General features: G+C 68.4%; 19 protein-coding genes. All 19 read left to right on the top strand.

The genetic code is table 11. From position 1 onward, the window contains the following. Window positions 1–73: 73 nt before the first annotated feature. The 19 genes from rpsL to rplE all read left to right on the top strand — a co-directional run bounded on the left by rpsL (window position 74) and on the right by rplE (window position 13,987). A complete protein-coding gene (gene rpsL, locus ACRWND_RS00310; RefSeq protein WP_014144289.1) occupies window positions 74–445 on the top strand; it encodes a 30S ribosomal protein S12 in 372 nt (123 codons plus the stop codon). 2 nt (window positions 446–447) lie between these two features. Next, window positions 448–918 (top strand): 30S ribosomal protein S7, encoded by a 471-nt coding sequence (gene rpsG, locus ACRWND_RS00305; RefSeq protein WP_431944495.1) that lies wholly within the window; start codon window positions 448–450, stop codon window positions 916–918. Between the two features lie 39 nt (window positions 919–957). Continuing rightward, complete coding sequence (fusA, locus tag ACRWND_RS00300; protein ID WP_431944493.1) at window positions 958–3,084, top strand: elongation factor G; 2,127 nt, start codon at window positions 958–960, stop codon at window positions 3,082–3,084. 160 nt (window positions 3,085–3,244) lie between these two features. Beyond that, window positions 3,245–4,438 carry an elongation factor Tu gene (tuf, locus tag ACRWND_RS00295; RefSeq protein WP_431944491.1) on the top strand — a complete coding sequence of 398 codons (1,194 nt, stop codon included), beginning with the start codon at window positions 3,245–3,247 and terminating at the stop codon, window positions 4,436–4,438. Between the two features lie 1,302 nt (window positions 4,439–5,740). Then, the gene (locus ACRWND_RS00290; protein WP_431944489.1) at window positions 5,741–6,919 is read left to right on the top strand and encodes a S8 family peptidase; all 1,179 of its coding nucleotides are present in this window, start codon (window positions 5,741–5,743) and stop codon (window positions 6,917–6,919) included. A 391-nt stretch (window positions 6,920–7,310) separates the two neighbouring features. After that, window positions 7,311–7,619, top strand: coding sequence for a 30S ribosomal protein S10 (gene rpsJ, locus ACRWND_RS00285; protein WP_014144312.1), 309 nt, complete (start codon window positions 7,311–7,313; stop codon window positions 7,617–7,619). A gap of 14 nt (window positions 7,620–7,633) precedes the next feature. Further along, window positions 7,634–8,278, top strand: a complete 645-nt coding sequence (gene rplC, locus ACRWND_RS00280) for a 50S ribosomal protein L3 (RefSeq protein ID WP_431944486.1) — start codon at window positions 7,634–7,636, stop codon at window positions 8,276–8,278. A 4-nt stretch (window positions 8,279–8,282) separates the two neighbouring features. Continuing rightward, window positions 8,283–8,933 (top strand): 50S ribosomal protein L4, encoded by a 651-nt coding sequence (gene rplD / locus ACRWND_RS00275; RefSeq protein ID WP_431944485.1) that lies wholly within the window; start codon window positions 8,283–8,285, stop codon window positions 8,931–8,933. Further along, the gene (rplW, locus tag ACRWND_RS00270; protein WP_431944483.1) at window positions 8,933–9,259 is read left to right on the top strand and encodes a 50S ribosomal protein L23; all 327 of its coding nucleotides are present in this window, start codon (window positions 8,933–8,935) and stop codon (window positions 9,257–9,259) included. The genes rplD and rplW overlap by 1 nt, the downstream gene beginning before the upstream one ends. Window positions 9,260–9,306: 47 nt before the next feature. After that, entirely contained in the window at window positions 9,307–10,143 is an 837-nt protein-coding gene (gene rplB, locus ACRWND_RS00265; protein WP_319139010.1) for a 50S ribosomal protein L2, read from the top strand. A 12-nt stretch (window positions 10,144–10,155) separates the two neighbouring features. Beyond that, window positions 10,156–10,437, top strand: a complete 282-nt coding sequence (rpsS, locus tag ACRWND_RS00260) for a 30S ribosomal protein S19 (RefSeq protein WP_431944481.1) — start codon at window positions 10,156–10,158, stop codon at window positions 10,435–10,437. A 43-nt stretch (window positions 10,438–10,480) separates the two neighbouring features. Then, window positions 10,481–10,828 (top strand): 50S ribosomal protein L22, encoded by a 348-nt coding sequence (rplV, locus tag ACRWND_RS00255; protein ID WP_361800744.1) that lies wholly within the window; start codon window positions 10,481–10,483, stop codon window positions 10,826–10,828. Further along, a complete protein-coding gene (gene rpsC, locus ACRWND_RS00250) occupies window positions 10,828–11,652 on the top strand; it encodes a 30S ribosomal protein S3 (protein ID WP_431944479.1) in 825 nt (274 codons plus the stop codon). Before rplV ends, rpsC begins: the two co-directional genes overlap by 1 nt. 5 nt (window positions 11,653–11,657) lie before the next feature. Next, window positions 11,658–12,077, top strand: a complete 420-nt coding sequence (gene rplP / locus ACRWND_RS00245; protein WP_018558876.1) for a 50S ribosomal protein L16 — start codon at window positions 11,658–11,660, stop codon at window positions 12,075–12,077. Then, on the top strand, window positions 12,077–12,301 hold the full coding sequence (gene rpmC, locus ACRWND_RS00240) for a 50S ribosomal protein L29 (protein WP_431944477.1): 225 nt from the start codon (window positions 12,077–12,079) through the stop codon (window positions 12,299–12,301). Before rplP ends, rpmC begins: the two co-directional genes overlap by 1 nt. After that, entirely contained in the window at window positions 12,301–12,585 is a 285-nt protein-coding gene (gene rpsQ, locus ACRWND_RS00235; RefSeq protein ID WP_431944475.1) for a 30S ribosomal protein S17, read from the top strand. The genes rpmC and rpsQ overlap by 1 nt, the downstream gene beginning before the upstream one ends. Before the next feature lie 149 nt (window positions 12,586–12,734). Beyond that, window positions 12,735–13,103 carry a 50S ribosomal protein L14 gene (gene rplN / locus ACRWND_RS00230; RefSeq protein WP_055718836.1) on the top strand — a complete coding sequence of 123 codons (369 nt, stop codon included), beginning with the start codon at window positions 12,735–12,737 and terminating at the stop codon, window positions 13,101–13,103. A gap of 3 nt (window positions 13,104–13,106) precedes the next feature. After that, window positions 13,107–13,430: a 50S ribosomal protein L24 gene (gene rplX, locus ACRWND_RS00225; RefSeq protein WP_431944472.1), complete on the top strand. Its 324-nt coding sequence runs from the start codon at window positions 13,107–13,109 to the stop codon at window positions 13,428–13,430. After that, window positions 13,430–13,987, top strand: a complete 558-nt coding sequence (gene rplE / locus ACRWND_RS00220; RefSeq protein ID WP_018558880.1) for a 50S ribosomal protein L5 — start codon at window positions 13,430–13,432, stop codon at window positions 13,985–13,987. Before rplX ends, rplE begins: the two co-directional genes overlap by 1 nt.

Genomic DNA, 13,987 nt, shown 5'->3' with positions numbered 1-13,987 from the left:
CGCGTGGGTCGGAGTGAGCCGCTGCAGCCCCAGGTTAGAAGTATCGAGTCGGCACACAGAAACCGGAGAAACGGTGCCTACGATCCAGCAGCTGGTCCGAAAGGGCCGGCAGGACAAGGTCGAGAAGAACAAGACGCCCGCACTGAAGGGTTCCCCTCAGCGCCGCGGCGTCTGCACGCGTGTTTACACGACCACCCCGAAGAAGCCGAACTCGGCCCTGCGCAAGGTCGCGCGTGTGCGTCTGACCAGCGGCATCGAGGTCACCGCTTACATTCCGGGTGAGGGCCACAACCTGCAGGAGCACTCCATCGTGCTCGTGCGTGGTGGCCGTGTGAAGGACCTGCCGGGTGTTCGTTACAAGATCATCCGCGGCTCGCTCGACACTCAGGGTGTCAAGAACCGCAAGCAGGCCCGCAGCCGCTACGGCGCCAAGAAGGAGAAGTAAGAATGCCTCGTAAGGGCCCCGCCCCGAAGCGCCCGGTCATCGTCGACCCGGTTTACGGTTCTCCTCTGGTGACCTCGCTCGTCAACAAGATCCTCCTGCACGGCAAGCGCTCCACCGCGGAGCGCATCGTGTACGGCGCCCTCGAGGGCCTGCGCGAGAAGACGGGCCAGGACCCGGTCATCACGCTCAAGCGCGCCCTGGAGAACGTCAAGCCCTCCCTCGAGGTCAAGTCCCGCCGTGTCGGTGGCGCGACCTACCAGGTCCCGGTCGAGGTCCGCCCCGGCCGTGCCAACACCCTCGCGCTGCGCTGGCTCGTGGGGTACTCCCGTGCCCGCCGCGAGAAGACCATGACCGAGCGTCTGATGAACGAGCTCATGGACGCCAGCAACGGTCTGGGCGCCGCGGTCAAGCGCCGCGAGGACACCCACAAGATGGCCGAGTCCAACAAGGCCTTCGCGCACTACCGCTGGTAGTCGCTACCCCATCGAGAACCGAGAGAAGACTGAAGCCTTATGGCTACCACTTCACTTGACCTGGCCAGGGTCCGCAACATCGGGATCATGGCCCACATCGACGCGGGCAAGACGACGACCACCGAGCGGATCCTGTTCTACACCGGTGTCTCGTACAAGATCGGTGAAGTCCACGACGGCGCTGCCACGATGGACTGGATGGAGCAGGAGCAGGAGCGCGGCATCACGATCACGTCCGCCGCGACCACCTGTCACTGGCCGCTGGAGAACGTCGACCACACCATCAACATCATCGACACGCCGGGTCACGTCGACTTCACCGTCGAGGTGGAGCGTTCCCTGCGCGTGCTCGACGGTGCCGTGACGGTGTTCGACGGTGTCGCCGGCGTCGAGCCTCAGTCCGAGACCGTGTGGCGTCAGGCGGACCGCTACGGCGTCCCGCGCATCTGCTTCGTCAACAAGCTGGACCGGACCGGTGCCGAGTTCCACCGCTGCGTCGACATGATCGTGGACCGCCTGGGCGCGACCCCGATCGTCATGCAGCTGCCGATCGGTGCCGAGGCCGACTTCAAGGGCGTCATCGACCTCGTCCGCATGAAGGCCCTCGTGTGGTCCGCCGAGGCCACCAAGGGCGAGATGTACGACATCGTCGACATCCCGGCCACGCACACCGAGGCCGCCGAGGAGTGGCGCGGCAAGCTGCTCGAGGCCGTCGCGGAGAACGACGAAGAGATGATGGAGCTGTACCTCGAGGGCACCGAGCCCACCGAGGAGCAGCTGTACGCGGCCATCCGCCGGGTCACCATCAACTCCGGCAAGGGCGACGGCGTCACCGTCACCCCGGTCTTCTGCGGCACCGCGTTCAAGAACAAGGGCGTGCAGCCCCTGCTCGACGCGGTCGTGCGCTACCTCCCCTCCCCGCTGGACGTCGAGGCCATCGAGGGCCACGCGGTCGGCGACGCCGAGGAGATCATCAAGCGCAAGCCGTCCGACGACGAGCCGCTGTCGGCGCTGGCGTTCAAGATCATGAGCGACCCGCACCTCGGCAAGCTCACCTTCGTCCGCGTGTACTCCGGCCGCCTGGAGTCCGGCACCGCCGTGCTGAACTCCGTCAAGGGCCGCAAGGAGCGCATCGGCAAGATCTACCGCATGCACGCCAACAAGCGTGAGGAGATCGACTCGGTGGGCGCCGGCGACATCGTCGCCGTCATGGGCCTGAAGCAGACCACCACCGGTGAGACGCTGAGCGACGAGAAGAACCCGGTGATCCTGGAGTCCATGGACTTCCCGGCGCCGGTCATCCAGGTCGCGATCGAGCCCAAGTCCAAGGGTGACCAGGAGAAGCTGGGTGTCGCCATCCAGCGTCTCGCGGAGGAGGACCCCTCCTTCCAGGTTCACTCGGACGAGGAGACCGGCCAGACCATCATCGGCGGTATGGGCGAACTGCACCTCGAGGTGCTGGTCGACCGCATGCGCCGTGAGTTCAAGGTCGAGGCCAACGTCGGCAAGCCGCAGGTGGCGTACCGCGAGACCATCCGCAAGACGGTCGAGAAGGTCGACTACACCCACAAGAAGCAGACCGGTGGTACGGGCCAGTTCGCGAAGGTCCAGATCACGGTCGAGCCTCTCGAGGGTGGCGACGCCTCCTACGAGTTCGTCAACCAGGTCACCGGTGGCCGCATCCCCCGCGAGTACATCCCGTCGGTGGACGCCGGTGCCCAGGAGGCCATGAAGTTCGGCATCCTGGCGGGCTACGAGATGGTCGGCGTGCGCGTCATCCTTCTCGACGGTGCCTACCACGAGGTCGACTCCTCCGAGCTGGCGTTCAAGATCGCCGGTTCGCAGGCCTTCAAGGAGGCCGCCCGCAAGGCCAGCCCCGTGCTGCTCGAGCCGATGATGGCCGTCGAGGTCACCACGCCCGAGGAGTCCATGGGCGATGTCATCGGTGACATCAACTCCCGCCGTGGCCAGATCCAGGCCATGGAGGAGCGTGCCGGTGCCCGGGTCGTCAAGGCTCTGGTGCCTCTGTCGGAGATGTTCGGCTACGTCGGCGACCTCCGCAGCAAGACGTCGGGTCGCGCGAGCTACTCGATGCAGTTCGACTCCTACGCCGAGGTTCCCAAGAACGTCGCCGAGGAGATCATCGCGAAGGCCAAGGGCGAGTAACTCAGCGGTTTCTCTCGCACTAGGCTTGACCGGGAGGCTTAGGGGCATTCCGCCGCGAACCGCAAGAGGAGCGTCGGATGCCCCGGCCGCCCGCAACCCAGCAAAGATCACCCTGGCGCCGATGAAGTAAGGCGTACAGCAACTCCACAGGAGGACCCCAGTGGCGAAGGCGAAGTTCGAGCGGACTAAGCCGCACGTCAACATCGGCACCATCGGTCACATCGACCACGGTAAGACGACCCTCACGGCCGCCATTACCAAGGTGCTGCACGACGCGTACCCGGACCTGAACGAGGCCTCGGCCTTCGACCAGATCGACAAGGCTCCCGAGGAGCGCCAGCGCGGTATCACCATCTCCATCGCGCACGTCGAGTACCAGACCGAGGCGCGTCACTACGCGCACGTCGACTGCCCGGGTCACGCGGACTACATCAAGAACATGATCACCGGTGCCGCGCAGATGGACGGCGCGATCCTGGTGGTCGCCGCCACCGACGGCCCGATGCCGCAGACCAAGGAGCACGTGCTCCTGGCCCGCCAGGTCGGCGTTCCCTACATCGTCGTCGCCCTGAACAAGGCCGACATGGTGGACGACGAGGAGATCCTGGAGCTCGTCGAGCTCGAGGTCCGTGAGCTGCTCTCCGAGTACGAGTTCCCGGGCGACGACCTGCCGGTCGTCCGCGTCTCCGCGCTGAAGGCGCTGGAGGGCGACAAGGAGTGGGGCGAGAAGCTCCTCGGCCTGATGAAGGCCGTGGACGAGGCCGTTCCCACCCCGGAGCGCGACGTCGACAAGCCGTTCCTGATGCCGATCGAGGACGTCTTCACGATCACCGGTCGTGGCACCGTCGTCACCGGTCGTATCGAGCGCGGTGTCCTCAAGGTCAACGAGACCGTCGACATCATCGGCATCAAGACCGAGAAGACCACCACCACGGTCACCGGCATCGAGATGTTCCGCAAGCTGCTCGACGAGGGCCAGGCCGGTGAGAACGTCGGTCTGCTGCTCCGCGGCATCAAGCGCGAGGACGTCGAGCGCGGCCAGGTCATCATCAAGCCGGGCTCGGTCACCCCGCACACCGAGTTCGAGGCCCAGGCCTACATCCTGTCGAAGGACGAGGGTGGCCGTCACACCCCGTTCTTCAACAACTACCGCCCGCAGTTCTACTTCCGTACCACGGACGTGACCGGCGTCGTGACCCTCCCCGAGGGCACCGAGATGGTCATGCCGGGCGACAACACCGCCATGACGGTCGCGCTGATCCAGCCGATCGCCATGGAGGAGGGCCTGAAGTTCGCCATCCGCGAGGGTGGCCGGACCGTCGGCGCCGGCCAGGTCACCAAGATCCTGAAGTAAGGATCCCGGCGATCTGCCGCTTGCCGTAGGCGAGTTGCACGAGGGCCCCGGCCCACCGTTCACGCGGTGGGCCGGGGCCCTCGCCGTTGTGCCGTGGGTTTTGCGAAAGCGCCCCGGACCGGGGAGGGCGGCGCGGGGCACCAGATCCAAGGCGTCGCGTCCACGCCGAAGCCCACGAGGGCCGGACCGGCCCCGGGGCGGCTGTGCAGGGCGGGGAAGCCGTACCCGCACCGTCTCACGGCCGTTCACCCGCAGCGTGTCGACCTCGGCTGTCATGCCGTGGGCCAGCCGGCAGGTTCCGCGCCGCCAGGGCGTGAAGAGGCCGGCGCCCGGCATCGCCGTGTACGCCCGGCGCAGTCCCTGGTGGCGGGCCGCGGAGTAGGCGGCCTCGTCGGGGGCAGGACCCGGTCGCCCCGGTGGGCGGCCGAGACCGCGGGCCTCGCGGGCCGTGACGTACACCGACACGACGGGGACGCCCGCCCGGACGCGTCGGACGGTGTCAGGGTTCACGGAGTGCAGCTCGTGATCGGGACGCGCGGGCACCTGAAGCAGCCGCCCCCGACCGGTCGCCGTGCGGGACGGCAGGGGAGCGGGCGCGGGTCCGGCGCCTGCGGCGCCGGGACGGTTCCAGCCGCCCGCCAGGGCGGCCGCCCTGCCCGCGACGAGGGCGGCGAGAGCGGTGAGGAAGCGACCGGCGGCCGGGAACCGTGTCCACGTCGCCCAGAGGGCCCGCCCGCCCCGGAGGGTGTTCTCCCGCGCACGGCGCCCCACTCGGGCGACGCGGGTACGCCGAGGTGACGCCCGGTCCCGCCGCCGCGGTGGCGGGCCGGCGTGCCGGGGGACACGAACTCCGACCGGATCTCCCCTCCCCGCTGCTTGGGGTGAACTCCCGCCGGAAGTCCGGCGGTCGGGCGTACGAGGGGCCGGCGGGGCCCTGCTGCGATGTGCGGTGCGTGCCGTGCGTGCCCGGGACCGGGGGCGGGGTCCGCCGCGGCGGTGGCCCGGACGCCTCGGCCCGGCGGTCGGGCGTACGAGGGGCCGGCGGGGCCCTGCTGCGATGTGCGGTGCGTGCCCGGGACCGGGGGGTGGGGTCCGCCGCGGCGGTGGCCCGGACGCCTCGGCCCGGCGGTCGATGACGGATGCCGTGCCGGTGGGGGAGCCGCGCAGTGGTGCGCGATCGTCGGAGACCCCGCCTCGCCGCCCGATCCCCCGATCGGCGCGCAGCGCGAGCAGGGATCGGACACCGAGTGTTACGACTGGTGACGTTCGGTGTGTCCGTGTCGCGTCCCCGAGGAGCCCGTCATGCGCCTGTCCCAGCGCTGGGCAGTGGCCGCTGTCGTTCTGACGGCCGTCCTGCCCGCCCTGGCCGGGGCCGCGGCGGCACCGGAGCCGCCGGCCGCCCCGCTGCGGATGGCGGCCCAGGGCGGCATCACCGGGCAGTACCTGGTGACGCTGCGACCCGGTACCGACCCGGACTCGGTGCTGCGCAGCGTCGAGGCGCGTCCGATGTTCACCTACAGGAGCGTGCTGGTGGGCTTCGCCGCCCGGCTGAGCGACGAGCAGGTCTCCCGGCTGCGCGCGGTGCCCGGTGTGGAAGCGCTGGAGCAGGACGCGAGGGTCGCCGCGCCGAAGCCGGCGGCGCAGACGGCCGCGGCCGCCGCCGCGCCCTCCTGGGGTCTGGCGCGGATCGCCGACCGGGCCCGCGGCGGGGCCGCGTTCAGTGTGCGCGCGACAGGCGCCTCGGTGACCTCGTACGTCATCGACACGGGCATCGACTTCGGGCACGCGGAGTTCGGCGGGCGGGCGGCGCCCGGCTTCGACGCGATGGGTGACGGCCGCGACGGCGCGGACTGCCACGGGCACGGGACGCACGTCGCCGGGACCATCGGCGGCGCCACCACGGGGGTCGCCCGGCGGACGAAACTGGTGTCGGTGCGGGTGCTGGGCTGCGACGGCGACGGCACGGTGGCCACGGTGGTCGCCGGGATGAACTGGGTGGCCGCGCACGCCGTGAAACCGGCGGTGGCCAACCTGTCGACCGGCGGCCCGCACAGCGAGACGGCCGACCGCGCGGTGGAGGGTCTGGCGGCGGCGGGGGTCCTCCCGGTCGTCGCCGCGGGCAACTCCGACGAGGACGCCTGCGGCGTCTCCCCGGCCGGTGCGCCCGGCGCGTACACCGTCGCGGCGACCGACGAGGAGGACCGCATGGCGTCCTTCAGCAACTGGGGCGACTGCGTGGACATCAGCGCCCCCGGTACGAACATCACGTCCGCGGCCCTGGGCGGCGGTCTCGTCAGCATGAGCGGCACCTCGATGGCGGCCCCGCACGTCACGGGGGTGGCGGCGCTCTACAAGGACACGTACGGAGACGTCTCCACGTCCTTCCTCGCCTCCTGGCTGTCGGCCAGCGCCACCCCCGGCGTCCCCGTCGACGCCCCGGCCGGCACCCCGCGCCTGCTGGTGTACACCGCCGGACTCTGACCCGGGTTTGGGGGAGCGGGCACGCGGGGTAAAGTACTGCGGCCCCGATTGGCGTCCCGGGTGCCCGGTATGGCAGACTAGCCGGGTTGCTCGGTCGAGTGCCGATGCTGCGCGCCTCCCGTCGGGAGGACCGGAAGCGAGTCCCACAGTACTCGTCGTCAACTCCGCCCAGGCGGGGTGGCGGACGTACGGGAATCTTCCGGGAAGTGTCAGCGGGGTGCTCACCAGGCACTCGGTGGGTGCCTTCTCCCACGTATCCCCTCCCGGAGGGTCTCCGCCATGCGGAGATTCAAGGGAAGGGAAGCGACACGCCCGACCGCGTGGGTCGGAGAAGGCGGTCGAACCACCGGGTTCCAGAGCGTTATCTAGCAGACAGGACTACGAAGTAGCCATGGCGGGACAGAAGATCCGCATCCGGCTCAAGGCCTACGACCACGAGGTCATCGACTCCTCGGCGAAGAAGATCGTCGAGACGGTGACGCGTACTGGTGCGCAGGTCGCGGGCCCGGTGCCGCTGCCCACTGAGAAGAACGTGTACTGCGTCATCAAGTCGCCGCACAAGTACAAGGACTCGCGCGAGCACTTCGAGATGCGCACGCACAAGCGCCTGATCGACATCCTCGACCCGACGCCCAAGACCGTTGACTCGTTGATGCGCCTGGACCTTCCGGCCGGCGTCGACATCGAGATCAAGCTCTGAGAGGCGCGGAACAGATGGCTAAGCAGATCAAGGGCATCCTGGGCGAGAAGCTCGGCATGACCCAGGTCTGGGACGAGAACAACCGTGTCGTCCCGGTGACCGTGGTCAAGGCCGGCCCGAACGTCGTGACCCAGGTCCGCACGAACGACGTCGACGGTTACGAGTCGGTCCAGATCGCCTTCGGCGAGATCGACCCGCGCAAGGTGAACAAGCCCCTCAAGGGCCACTTCGCGAAGGCCGACGTGACCCCCCGCCGCCACCTGGTGGAGCTCCGCACCTCCGACGCCGCCGAGTACACCCTCGGCCAGGAGATCACTGCCGAGGTCTTCGAGGCCGGCGTGAAGGTGGACGTCACCGGCAAGAGCAAGGGCAAGGGTTTCGCCGGTGTCATGAAGCGTCACAACTTCAAGGGCCTCGGCGCCGGACACGGCACCCAGCGCAAGCACCGCTCTCCCGGCTCCATCGGTGGCTGCGCCACCCCGGGCCGTGTGTTCAAGGGTCTGCGCATGGCGGGCCGCATGGGCAACGAGCGGGTGACCACCCAGAACCTGACCGTTCACGCCGTTGACGCGGAGAAGGGCCTGCTGCTCATCAAGGGCGCGGTTCCCGGTCCGAACGGCGGCCTCGTCCTGGTCCGCACCGCGGCCAAGGGGGCCTGAGGATATGAGCACCATTGACATTCTGTCGCCCGCCGGCGACAAGGCCGGGACCGTAGAGCTCCCCGCCGAGATCTTCGACGCCAAGGTCAGCGTTCCGCTGATCCACCAGGTCGTCGTGGCGCAGCTCGCTGCCGCCCGTCAGGGCACCCACAAGACCAAGACCCGTGGCGAGGTCCGCGGCGGTGGCAAGAAGCCGTACCGCCAGAAGGGCACCGGCCGCGCCCGTCAGGGCTCGACCCGCGCCCCGCAGTTCGCCGGTGGTGGCGTCGTGCACGGTCCCGTGCCGCGTGACTACTCGCAGCGGACCCCGAAGAAGATGAAGGCCGCCGCCCTGCGCGGTGCCCTCACCGACCGGGCGCGTCACAACCGCATCCACGTCGTGACCGGCGTCGTCGAGGGCGAGGCCCCGTCGACGAAGGCCGCCAAGACGCTGCTGGGCAAGATCAGCGACCGCAAGAACGTGCTGCTCGTCGCGGACCGCGCCGAAGAGGTCGCGTGGCTCTCCGCCCGCAACCTGCCCCAGGTCCACATCCTGGAGGCCGGCCAGCTGAACACGTACGACGTGCTCGTCTCCGACGACGTGGTCTTCACCAAGGCCGCCTTCGACCGCTTCACCGGTTCCGGCGCCGCCGAGACCGAAGGGAGCGACGCCTGATGGCCGAGCAGACCGCGATCACCAGCAAGACCTTCACGGACCACCGTGACATCCTGGTCAAGCCGGTGGTCTCCGAGAAGAGCTACGCGCTGCTGGACGAGAACAAGTACACGTTCGTCGTCGACCCGCGCGCCAACAAGACCCAGATCAAGCAGGCCGTCGAGGCGGTCTTCTCGGTCAAGGTCACCGGGGTCAACACGATCAACCGGCAGGGCAAGCGCAAGCGCACCCGCACCGGTTTCGGCAAGCGCGCCAACACCAAGCGCGCCATCGTGACCCTCGCCGAGGGCGACCGCATCGACATCTTCGGCGGCCCGGTCTCCTAACGGGGGCCGGAACGTTCAGAAGTCCGGAATCTTCCGAGGACTGAGAAATGGGTATCCGCAAGTACAAGCCGACGACCCCGGGCCGTCGTGGCTCCAGCGTCGCCGACTTTGTCGAGATCACGCGGTCCACGCCGGAGAAGTCGCTGGTCCGCCCGCTGCACAGCAAGGGCGGCCGTAACAACGCCGGTCGTGTGACCGTTCGCCACCAGGGCGGTGGCCACAAGCGCGCCTACCGTGTGATCGACTTCCGTCGTCACGACAAGGACGGCGTGCCGGCCAAGGTCGCGCACATCGAGTACGACCCCAACCGCACCGCGCGCATCGCGCTCCTGCACTACGCGGACGGCGAGAAGCGCTACATCCTGGCCCCGGCCAAGCTGAACCAGGGCGACCGGATCGAGAACGGCCCCGGCGCGGACATCAAGCCCGGCAACAACCTGCCGTTGCGCTACATCCCCGTCGGTACCACCGTCCACGCCATCGAGCTGCGTCCCGGCGGCGGCGCCAAGATCTCGCGTTCCGCGGGCTCTTCGGTGCAGCTGCTCGCGAAGGAGGGCTCCATGGCCACCCTTCGCATGCCGTCCGGTGAAGTCCGCATGGTCGACGTCCGCTGCCGCGCCACCATCGGCGAGGTCGGCAACGCCGAGCAGTCGAACATCAACTGGGGCAAGGCCGGCCGTATGCGCTGGAAGGGCGTCCGCCCGACCGTCCGCGGTGTGGCCATGAACCCCGTCGACCACCCGCACGGTGGTGGTGAGGGCAAGACCTCCGGTGGTCGCCACCCGGTCAGCCCGTGGGGTCAGAAGGAGGGTCGTACTCGCTCGCCGAAGAAGGCCAGCAGCAAGTACATCGTCCGCCGCCGCAAGACGAACAAGAAGCGCTAGGAGCGGGTTTAGATGCCGCGCAGTCTCAAGAAGGGGCCCTTCGTCGACGACCACCTGATCAAGAAGGTGGACGCTCAGAACGAGGCCGGTACCCACAACGTCATCAAGACCTGGTCCCGCCGCTCGATGATCATCCCGGCGATGCTGGGCCACACGATCGCGGTGCACGACGGCCGTAAGCACGTCCCGGTGTTTGTCACCGAGTCGATGGTCGGCCACAAGCTCGGCGAGTTCGCGCCGACCCGCACCTTCCGCGGCCACGAGAAGGACGACCGCAAGTCGCGTCGTCGCTGATCTGCGGAAAGCGAAGACCATGACAGACACCGAAGGGACAACCATGGAAGCCAGGGCCCAGGCGCGGTACATCCGCGTCACGCCCATGAAGGCCCGCCGCGTGGTGGACCTCATCCGTGGCATGAGCGCCACGGAGGCTCAGGCGGTCCTGCGTTTCGCCCCGCAGGCCGCGAGCGTGCCGGTGGGCAAGGTGCTCGACAGCGCCATTGCCAACGCCGCGCACAACTACGACCACACCGACGCCGAGTCGCTGTACATCAGCGAGGCGTACGTCGACGAGGGCCCGACCCTGAAGCGGTTCCGTCCGCGTGCCCAGGGCCGTGCCTACCGGATCCGCAAGCGGACCAGCCACATCACCGTGGTCGTCAGCAGCAAGGAAGGAACCCGGTAATGGGCCAGAAGGTTAACCCGCACGGGTTCCGGCTCGGCGTGACGACGGACTTCAAGTCCCGTTGGTACGCCGACAAGCTCTACAAGGACTACGTCAAGGAAGACGTCGCCATCCGCCGGATGATGACGCAGGGCATGGAGCGGGCCGGCATCTCCAAGGTGGAGATCGAGCGCACCCGCGACCGCGTCCGCGTCGACATCCACACCGCCCGGCCGGGCATCGTCATCGGCCGTCGCGGCGCGGAGGCCGACCGCATCCGCGGCGACCTGGAGAAGCTGACCGGCAAGCAGGTCCAGCTCAACATCCTCGAGGTCAAGAACCCGGAGACGGACGCTCAGCTGGTGGCCCAGGCCGTCGCCGAGCAGCTGTCCTCCCGTGTCTCCTTCCGTCGTGCCATGCGCAAGTCGATGCAGAGCACGATGAAGGCCGGCGCCAAGGGCATCAAGATCCAGTGCGGTGGCCGTCTCGGCGGCGCCGAGATGTCCCGCTCGGAGTTCTACCGCGAGGGCCGCGTTCCGCTGCACACGCTGCGCGCCAACGTCGACTACGGCTTCTTCGAGGCCCGTACGACCTTCGGCCGCATCGGCGTGAAGGTGTGGATCTACAAGGGCGACGTCAAGAACATCGCCGAGGTCCGCGCCGAGAACGCCGCCGCCCGCGCCGGCAACCGCCCGGCCCGTGGCGGTGGCAATGACCGTCCGCAGCGCCGCGGTGGCGAGCGCGGCGGCCGTGGCCGTCGTCCCCAGGGTGACGCCCAGGCCCCCAAGGCCGAGGCGACCACCGCTGAGGCTCCGGCTGCGGAGACCACCGGAACGGAGGCCTGACTCCCATGCTGATCCCCCGTCGGGTCAAGCACCGTAAGCAGCACCACCCGAAGCGTGATGGCATGGCCAAGGGTGGCACCGAGCTGGCGTTCGGTGAGTACGGCATCCAGGCCGTCACCCCGGCGTACGTGACGAACCGGCAGATCGAGTCCGCTCGTATCGCCATCACCCGTCACATCCGCCGTGGCGGCAAGGTCTGGATCAACATCTACCCGGACCGTCCCCTCACGAAGAAGCCGGCCGAAACCCGCATGGGTTCCGGTAAGGGCTCCCCGGAGTGGTGGGTCGCGAACGTCAAGCCCGGTCGGGTGATGTTCGAGCTGTCCTTCCCGAACGAGAAGGTTGCGCGTGAGGCGCTCACCCGAGCCGCCCACAAGCTTCCGATGAAGTGCCGGATCGTCCGGCGCGAGGCAGGTGAGCTGTAATGGCGGCCGGTACCAAGGCGACCGAGCTGCGCCAGCTGGGTGACGAGGAGCTCGTCGCGAAGCTGCGTGAGGCCAAGGAGGAGCTGTTCAACCTCCGCTTCCAGGCGGCCACCGGACAGCTCGAGAACAACTCCCGGCTGAGGATCGTCCGCAAGGACATCGCCCGGATCTACACCCTCATGCGTGAGCGTGAGCTCGGCATCGAGACGGTGGAGAACGCCTGATGAGCGAGAAGAATGTGACTGAGAGCAGCGAGCAGCGCGGCTTCCGCAAGACCCGTGAGGGCCTCGTGGTCAGCGACAAGATGGACAAGACCGTCGTGGTCGCCGTCGAGGACCGTGTGAAGCACGCCCTGTACGGCAAGGTCATCCGCCGTACGAACAAGCTCAAGGCGCACGACGAGCAGAACGCCGCGGGCGTCGGCGACCGCGTCCTCCTCATGGAGACCCGGCCGCTGTCCGCGAGCAAGCGCTGGCGCGTCGTCGAGATCCTCGAGAAGGCCAAGTAAGACCGCTCGGCCGGCCGGGCCGCGCGACGACCTCGCGCGGCCCGGCCCCGGTCGGCACGTAATTCCTGCGGGGATCTCCCCGCAGGACGGTTCCGCCAGGCTCTCCGGGCCCGCCCCGGAGGGAACCGGCAGACGATCAGGAGATAGACGTGATCCAGCAGGAGTCGCGACTGCGTGTCGCCGACAACACGGGTGCGAAGGAGATTCTTTGCATCCGTGTGCTCGGTGGCTCCGGTCGCCGCTACGCGGGAATCGGTGACGTCATCGTCGCCACCGTCAAGGACGCGATCCCCGGTGGCAACGTGAAGAAGGGCGACGTCGTCAAGGCGGTCGTCGTGCGCACCGTCAAGGAGCGCCGCCGTCCCGACGGTTCGTACATCCGCTTCGACGAGAACGCGGCCGTCATCCTCAAGAACGACGGTGACCCCCGCGGCACCCGTATCTTCGGCCCCGTGGGCCGGGAGCTGCGCGAGAAGAAGTTCATGAAGATCATCTCGCTCGCGCCGGAGGTGCTGTAACCGATGAAGATCAAGAAGGGCGACCTGGTCCAGGTCATCACCGGTAAGGACAAGGGCAAGCAGGGCAAGGTCATCGCGGCCTACCCCGCCGAGGACCGTGTCCTGGTCGAGGGTGTCAACCGGGTCAAGAAGCACACCAAGGCCGGCCAGACCGCTCGCGGTTCCAAGACCGGCGGCATCATCACGACCGAGGCTCCCGTCCACGTGTCCAACGTCCAGCTGGTCGTGGAGAAGGACGGCAAGAAGGTCGTGACCCGCGTCGGCTACCGCTTCGACGACGAGGGCAACAAGATCCGCGTTGCCAAGCGGACCGGTGAGGACATCTGATGACTGCCACCACTTCGCCTCGTCTGAAGGCGCGCTACCGCGAGGAGATCGCGGGCAAGATGCGTGACGAGTTCCAGTACGAGAACGTCATGCAGATCCCCGGTCTCACCAAGATCGTGGTCAACATGGGTGTGGGCGACGCCGCCCGCGACTCCAAGCTGATCGAGGGCGCGATCCGCGACCTCACCACGATCACCGGCCAGAAGCCGGCCGTCACCAAGGCCCGTAAGTCCATCGCGCAGTTCAAGCTGCGCGAGGGCCAGCCGATCGGCGCCCACGTCACCCTCCGCGGTGACCGCATGTGGGAGTTCCTGGACCGTCTGCTGTCGCTCGCGCTCCCGCGCATCCGCGACTTCCGCGGTCTGTCGCCGAAGCAGTTCGACGGCCGGGGCAACTACACCTTCGGTCTCACGGAGCAGGTCATGTTCCACGAGATCGACCAGGACAAGATCGACCGCACCCGGGGTATGGACATCACCGTGGTGACCACGGCGACCAACGACGCTGAGGGCCGCGCGCTCCTTCGTCACCTCGGCTTCCCGTTCAAGGAGGCGTGA

The organism is Actinacidiphila sp. bgisy167, from assembly GCF_965342175.1.
Taxonomy (GTDB): Bacteria; Actinomycetota; Actinomycetes; order Streptomycetales; family Streptomycetaceae; genus Actinacidiphila.
Note: the sequence above shows the minus strand (reverse complement) of the source record. Positions and strands in the feature narration are given on the sequence as shown.

Bases quoted from the DNA above. Each gene is read 5' to 3' on its own strand.
- rplX (WP_431944472.1), top strand. From the start codon at position 13,107: ATGAAGATCAAGAAGGGCGACCTGGTCCAGGTCATCACCGGTAAGGAC.
- rplB (WP_319139010.1), top strand. From the start codon at position 9,307: ATGGGTATCCGCAAGTACAAGCCGACGACCCCGGGCCGTCGTGGCTCC.
- fusA (WP_431944493.1), top strand. From the start codon at position 958: ATGGCTACCACTTCACTTGACCTGGCCAGGGTCCGCAACATCGGGATC.
- rpsS (WP_431944481.1), top strand. From the start codon at position 10,156: ATGCCGCGCAGTCTCAAGAAGGGGCCCTTCGTCGACGACCACCTGATC.
- rplV (WP_361800744.1), top strand. From the start codon at position 10,481: ATGGAAGCCAGGGCCCAGGCGCGGTACATCCGCGTCACGCCCATGAAG.
- rpsQ (WP_431944475.1), top strand. From the start codon at position 12,301: ATGAGCGAGAAGAATGTGACTGAGAGCAGCGAGCAGCGCGGCTTCCGC.
- rpsJ (WP_014144312.1), top strand. From the start codon at position 7,311: ATGGCGGGACAGAAGATCCGCATCCGGCTCAAGGCCTACGACCACGAG.
- rplP (WP_018558876.1), top strand. From the start codon at position 11,658: ATGCTGATCCCCCGTCGGGTCAAGCACCGTAAGCAGCACCACCCGAAG.
- rpsC (WP_431944479.1), top strand. From the start codon at position 10,828: ATGGGCCAGAAGGTTAACCCGCACGGGTTCCGGCTCGGCGTGACGACG.
- rplC (WP_431944486.1), top strand. From the start codon at position 7,634: ATGGCTAAGCAGATCAAGGGCATCCTGGGCGAGAAGCTCGGCATGACC.
- rplD (WP_431944485.1), top strand. From the start codon at position 8,283: ATGAGCACCATTGACATTCTGTCGCCCGCCGGCGACAAGGCCGGGACC.
- rplE (WP_018558880.1), top strand. From the start codon at position 13,430: ATGACTGCCACCACTTCGCCTCGTCTGAAGGCGCGCTACCGCGAGGAG.
- rpsG (WP_431944495.1), top strand. From the start codon at position 448: ATGCCTCGTAAGGGCCCCGCCCCGAAGCGCCCGGTCATCGTCGACCCG.
- rpmC (WP_431944477.1), top strand. From the start codon at position 12,077: ATGGCGGCCGGTACCAAGGCGACCGAGCTGCGCCAGCTGGGTGACGAG.
- rplW (WP_431944483.1), top strand. From the start codon at position 8,933: ATGGCCGAGCAGACCGCGATCACCAGCAAGACCTTCACGGACCACCGT.
- ACRWND_RS00290 (WP_431944489.1), top strand. From the start codon at position 5,741: ATGCGCCTGTCCCAGCGCTGGGCAGTGGCCGCTGTCGTTCTGACGGCC.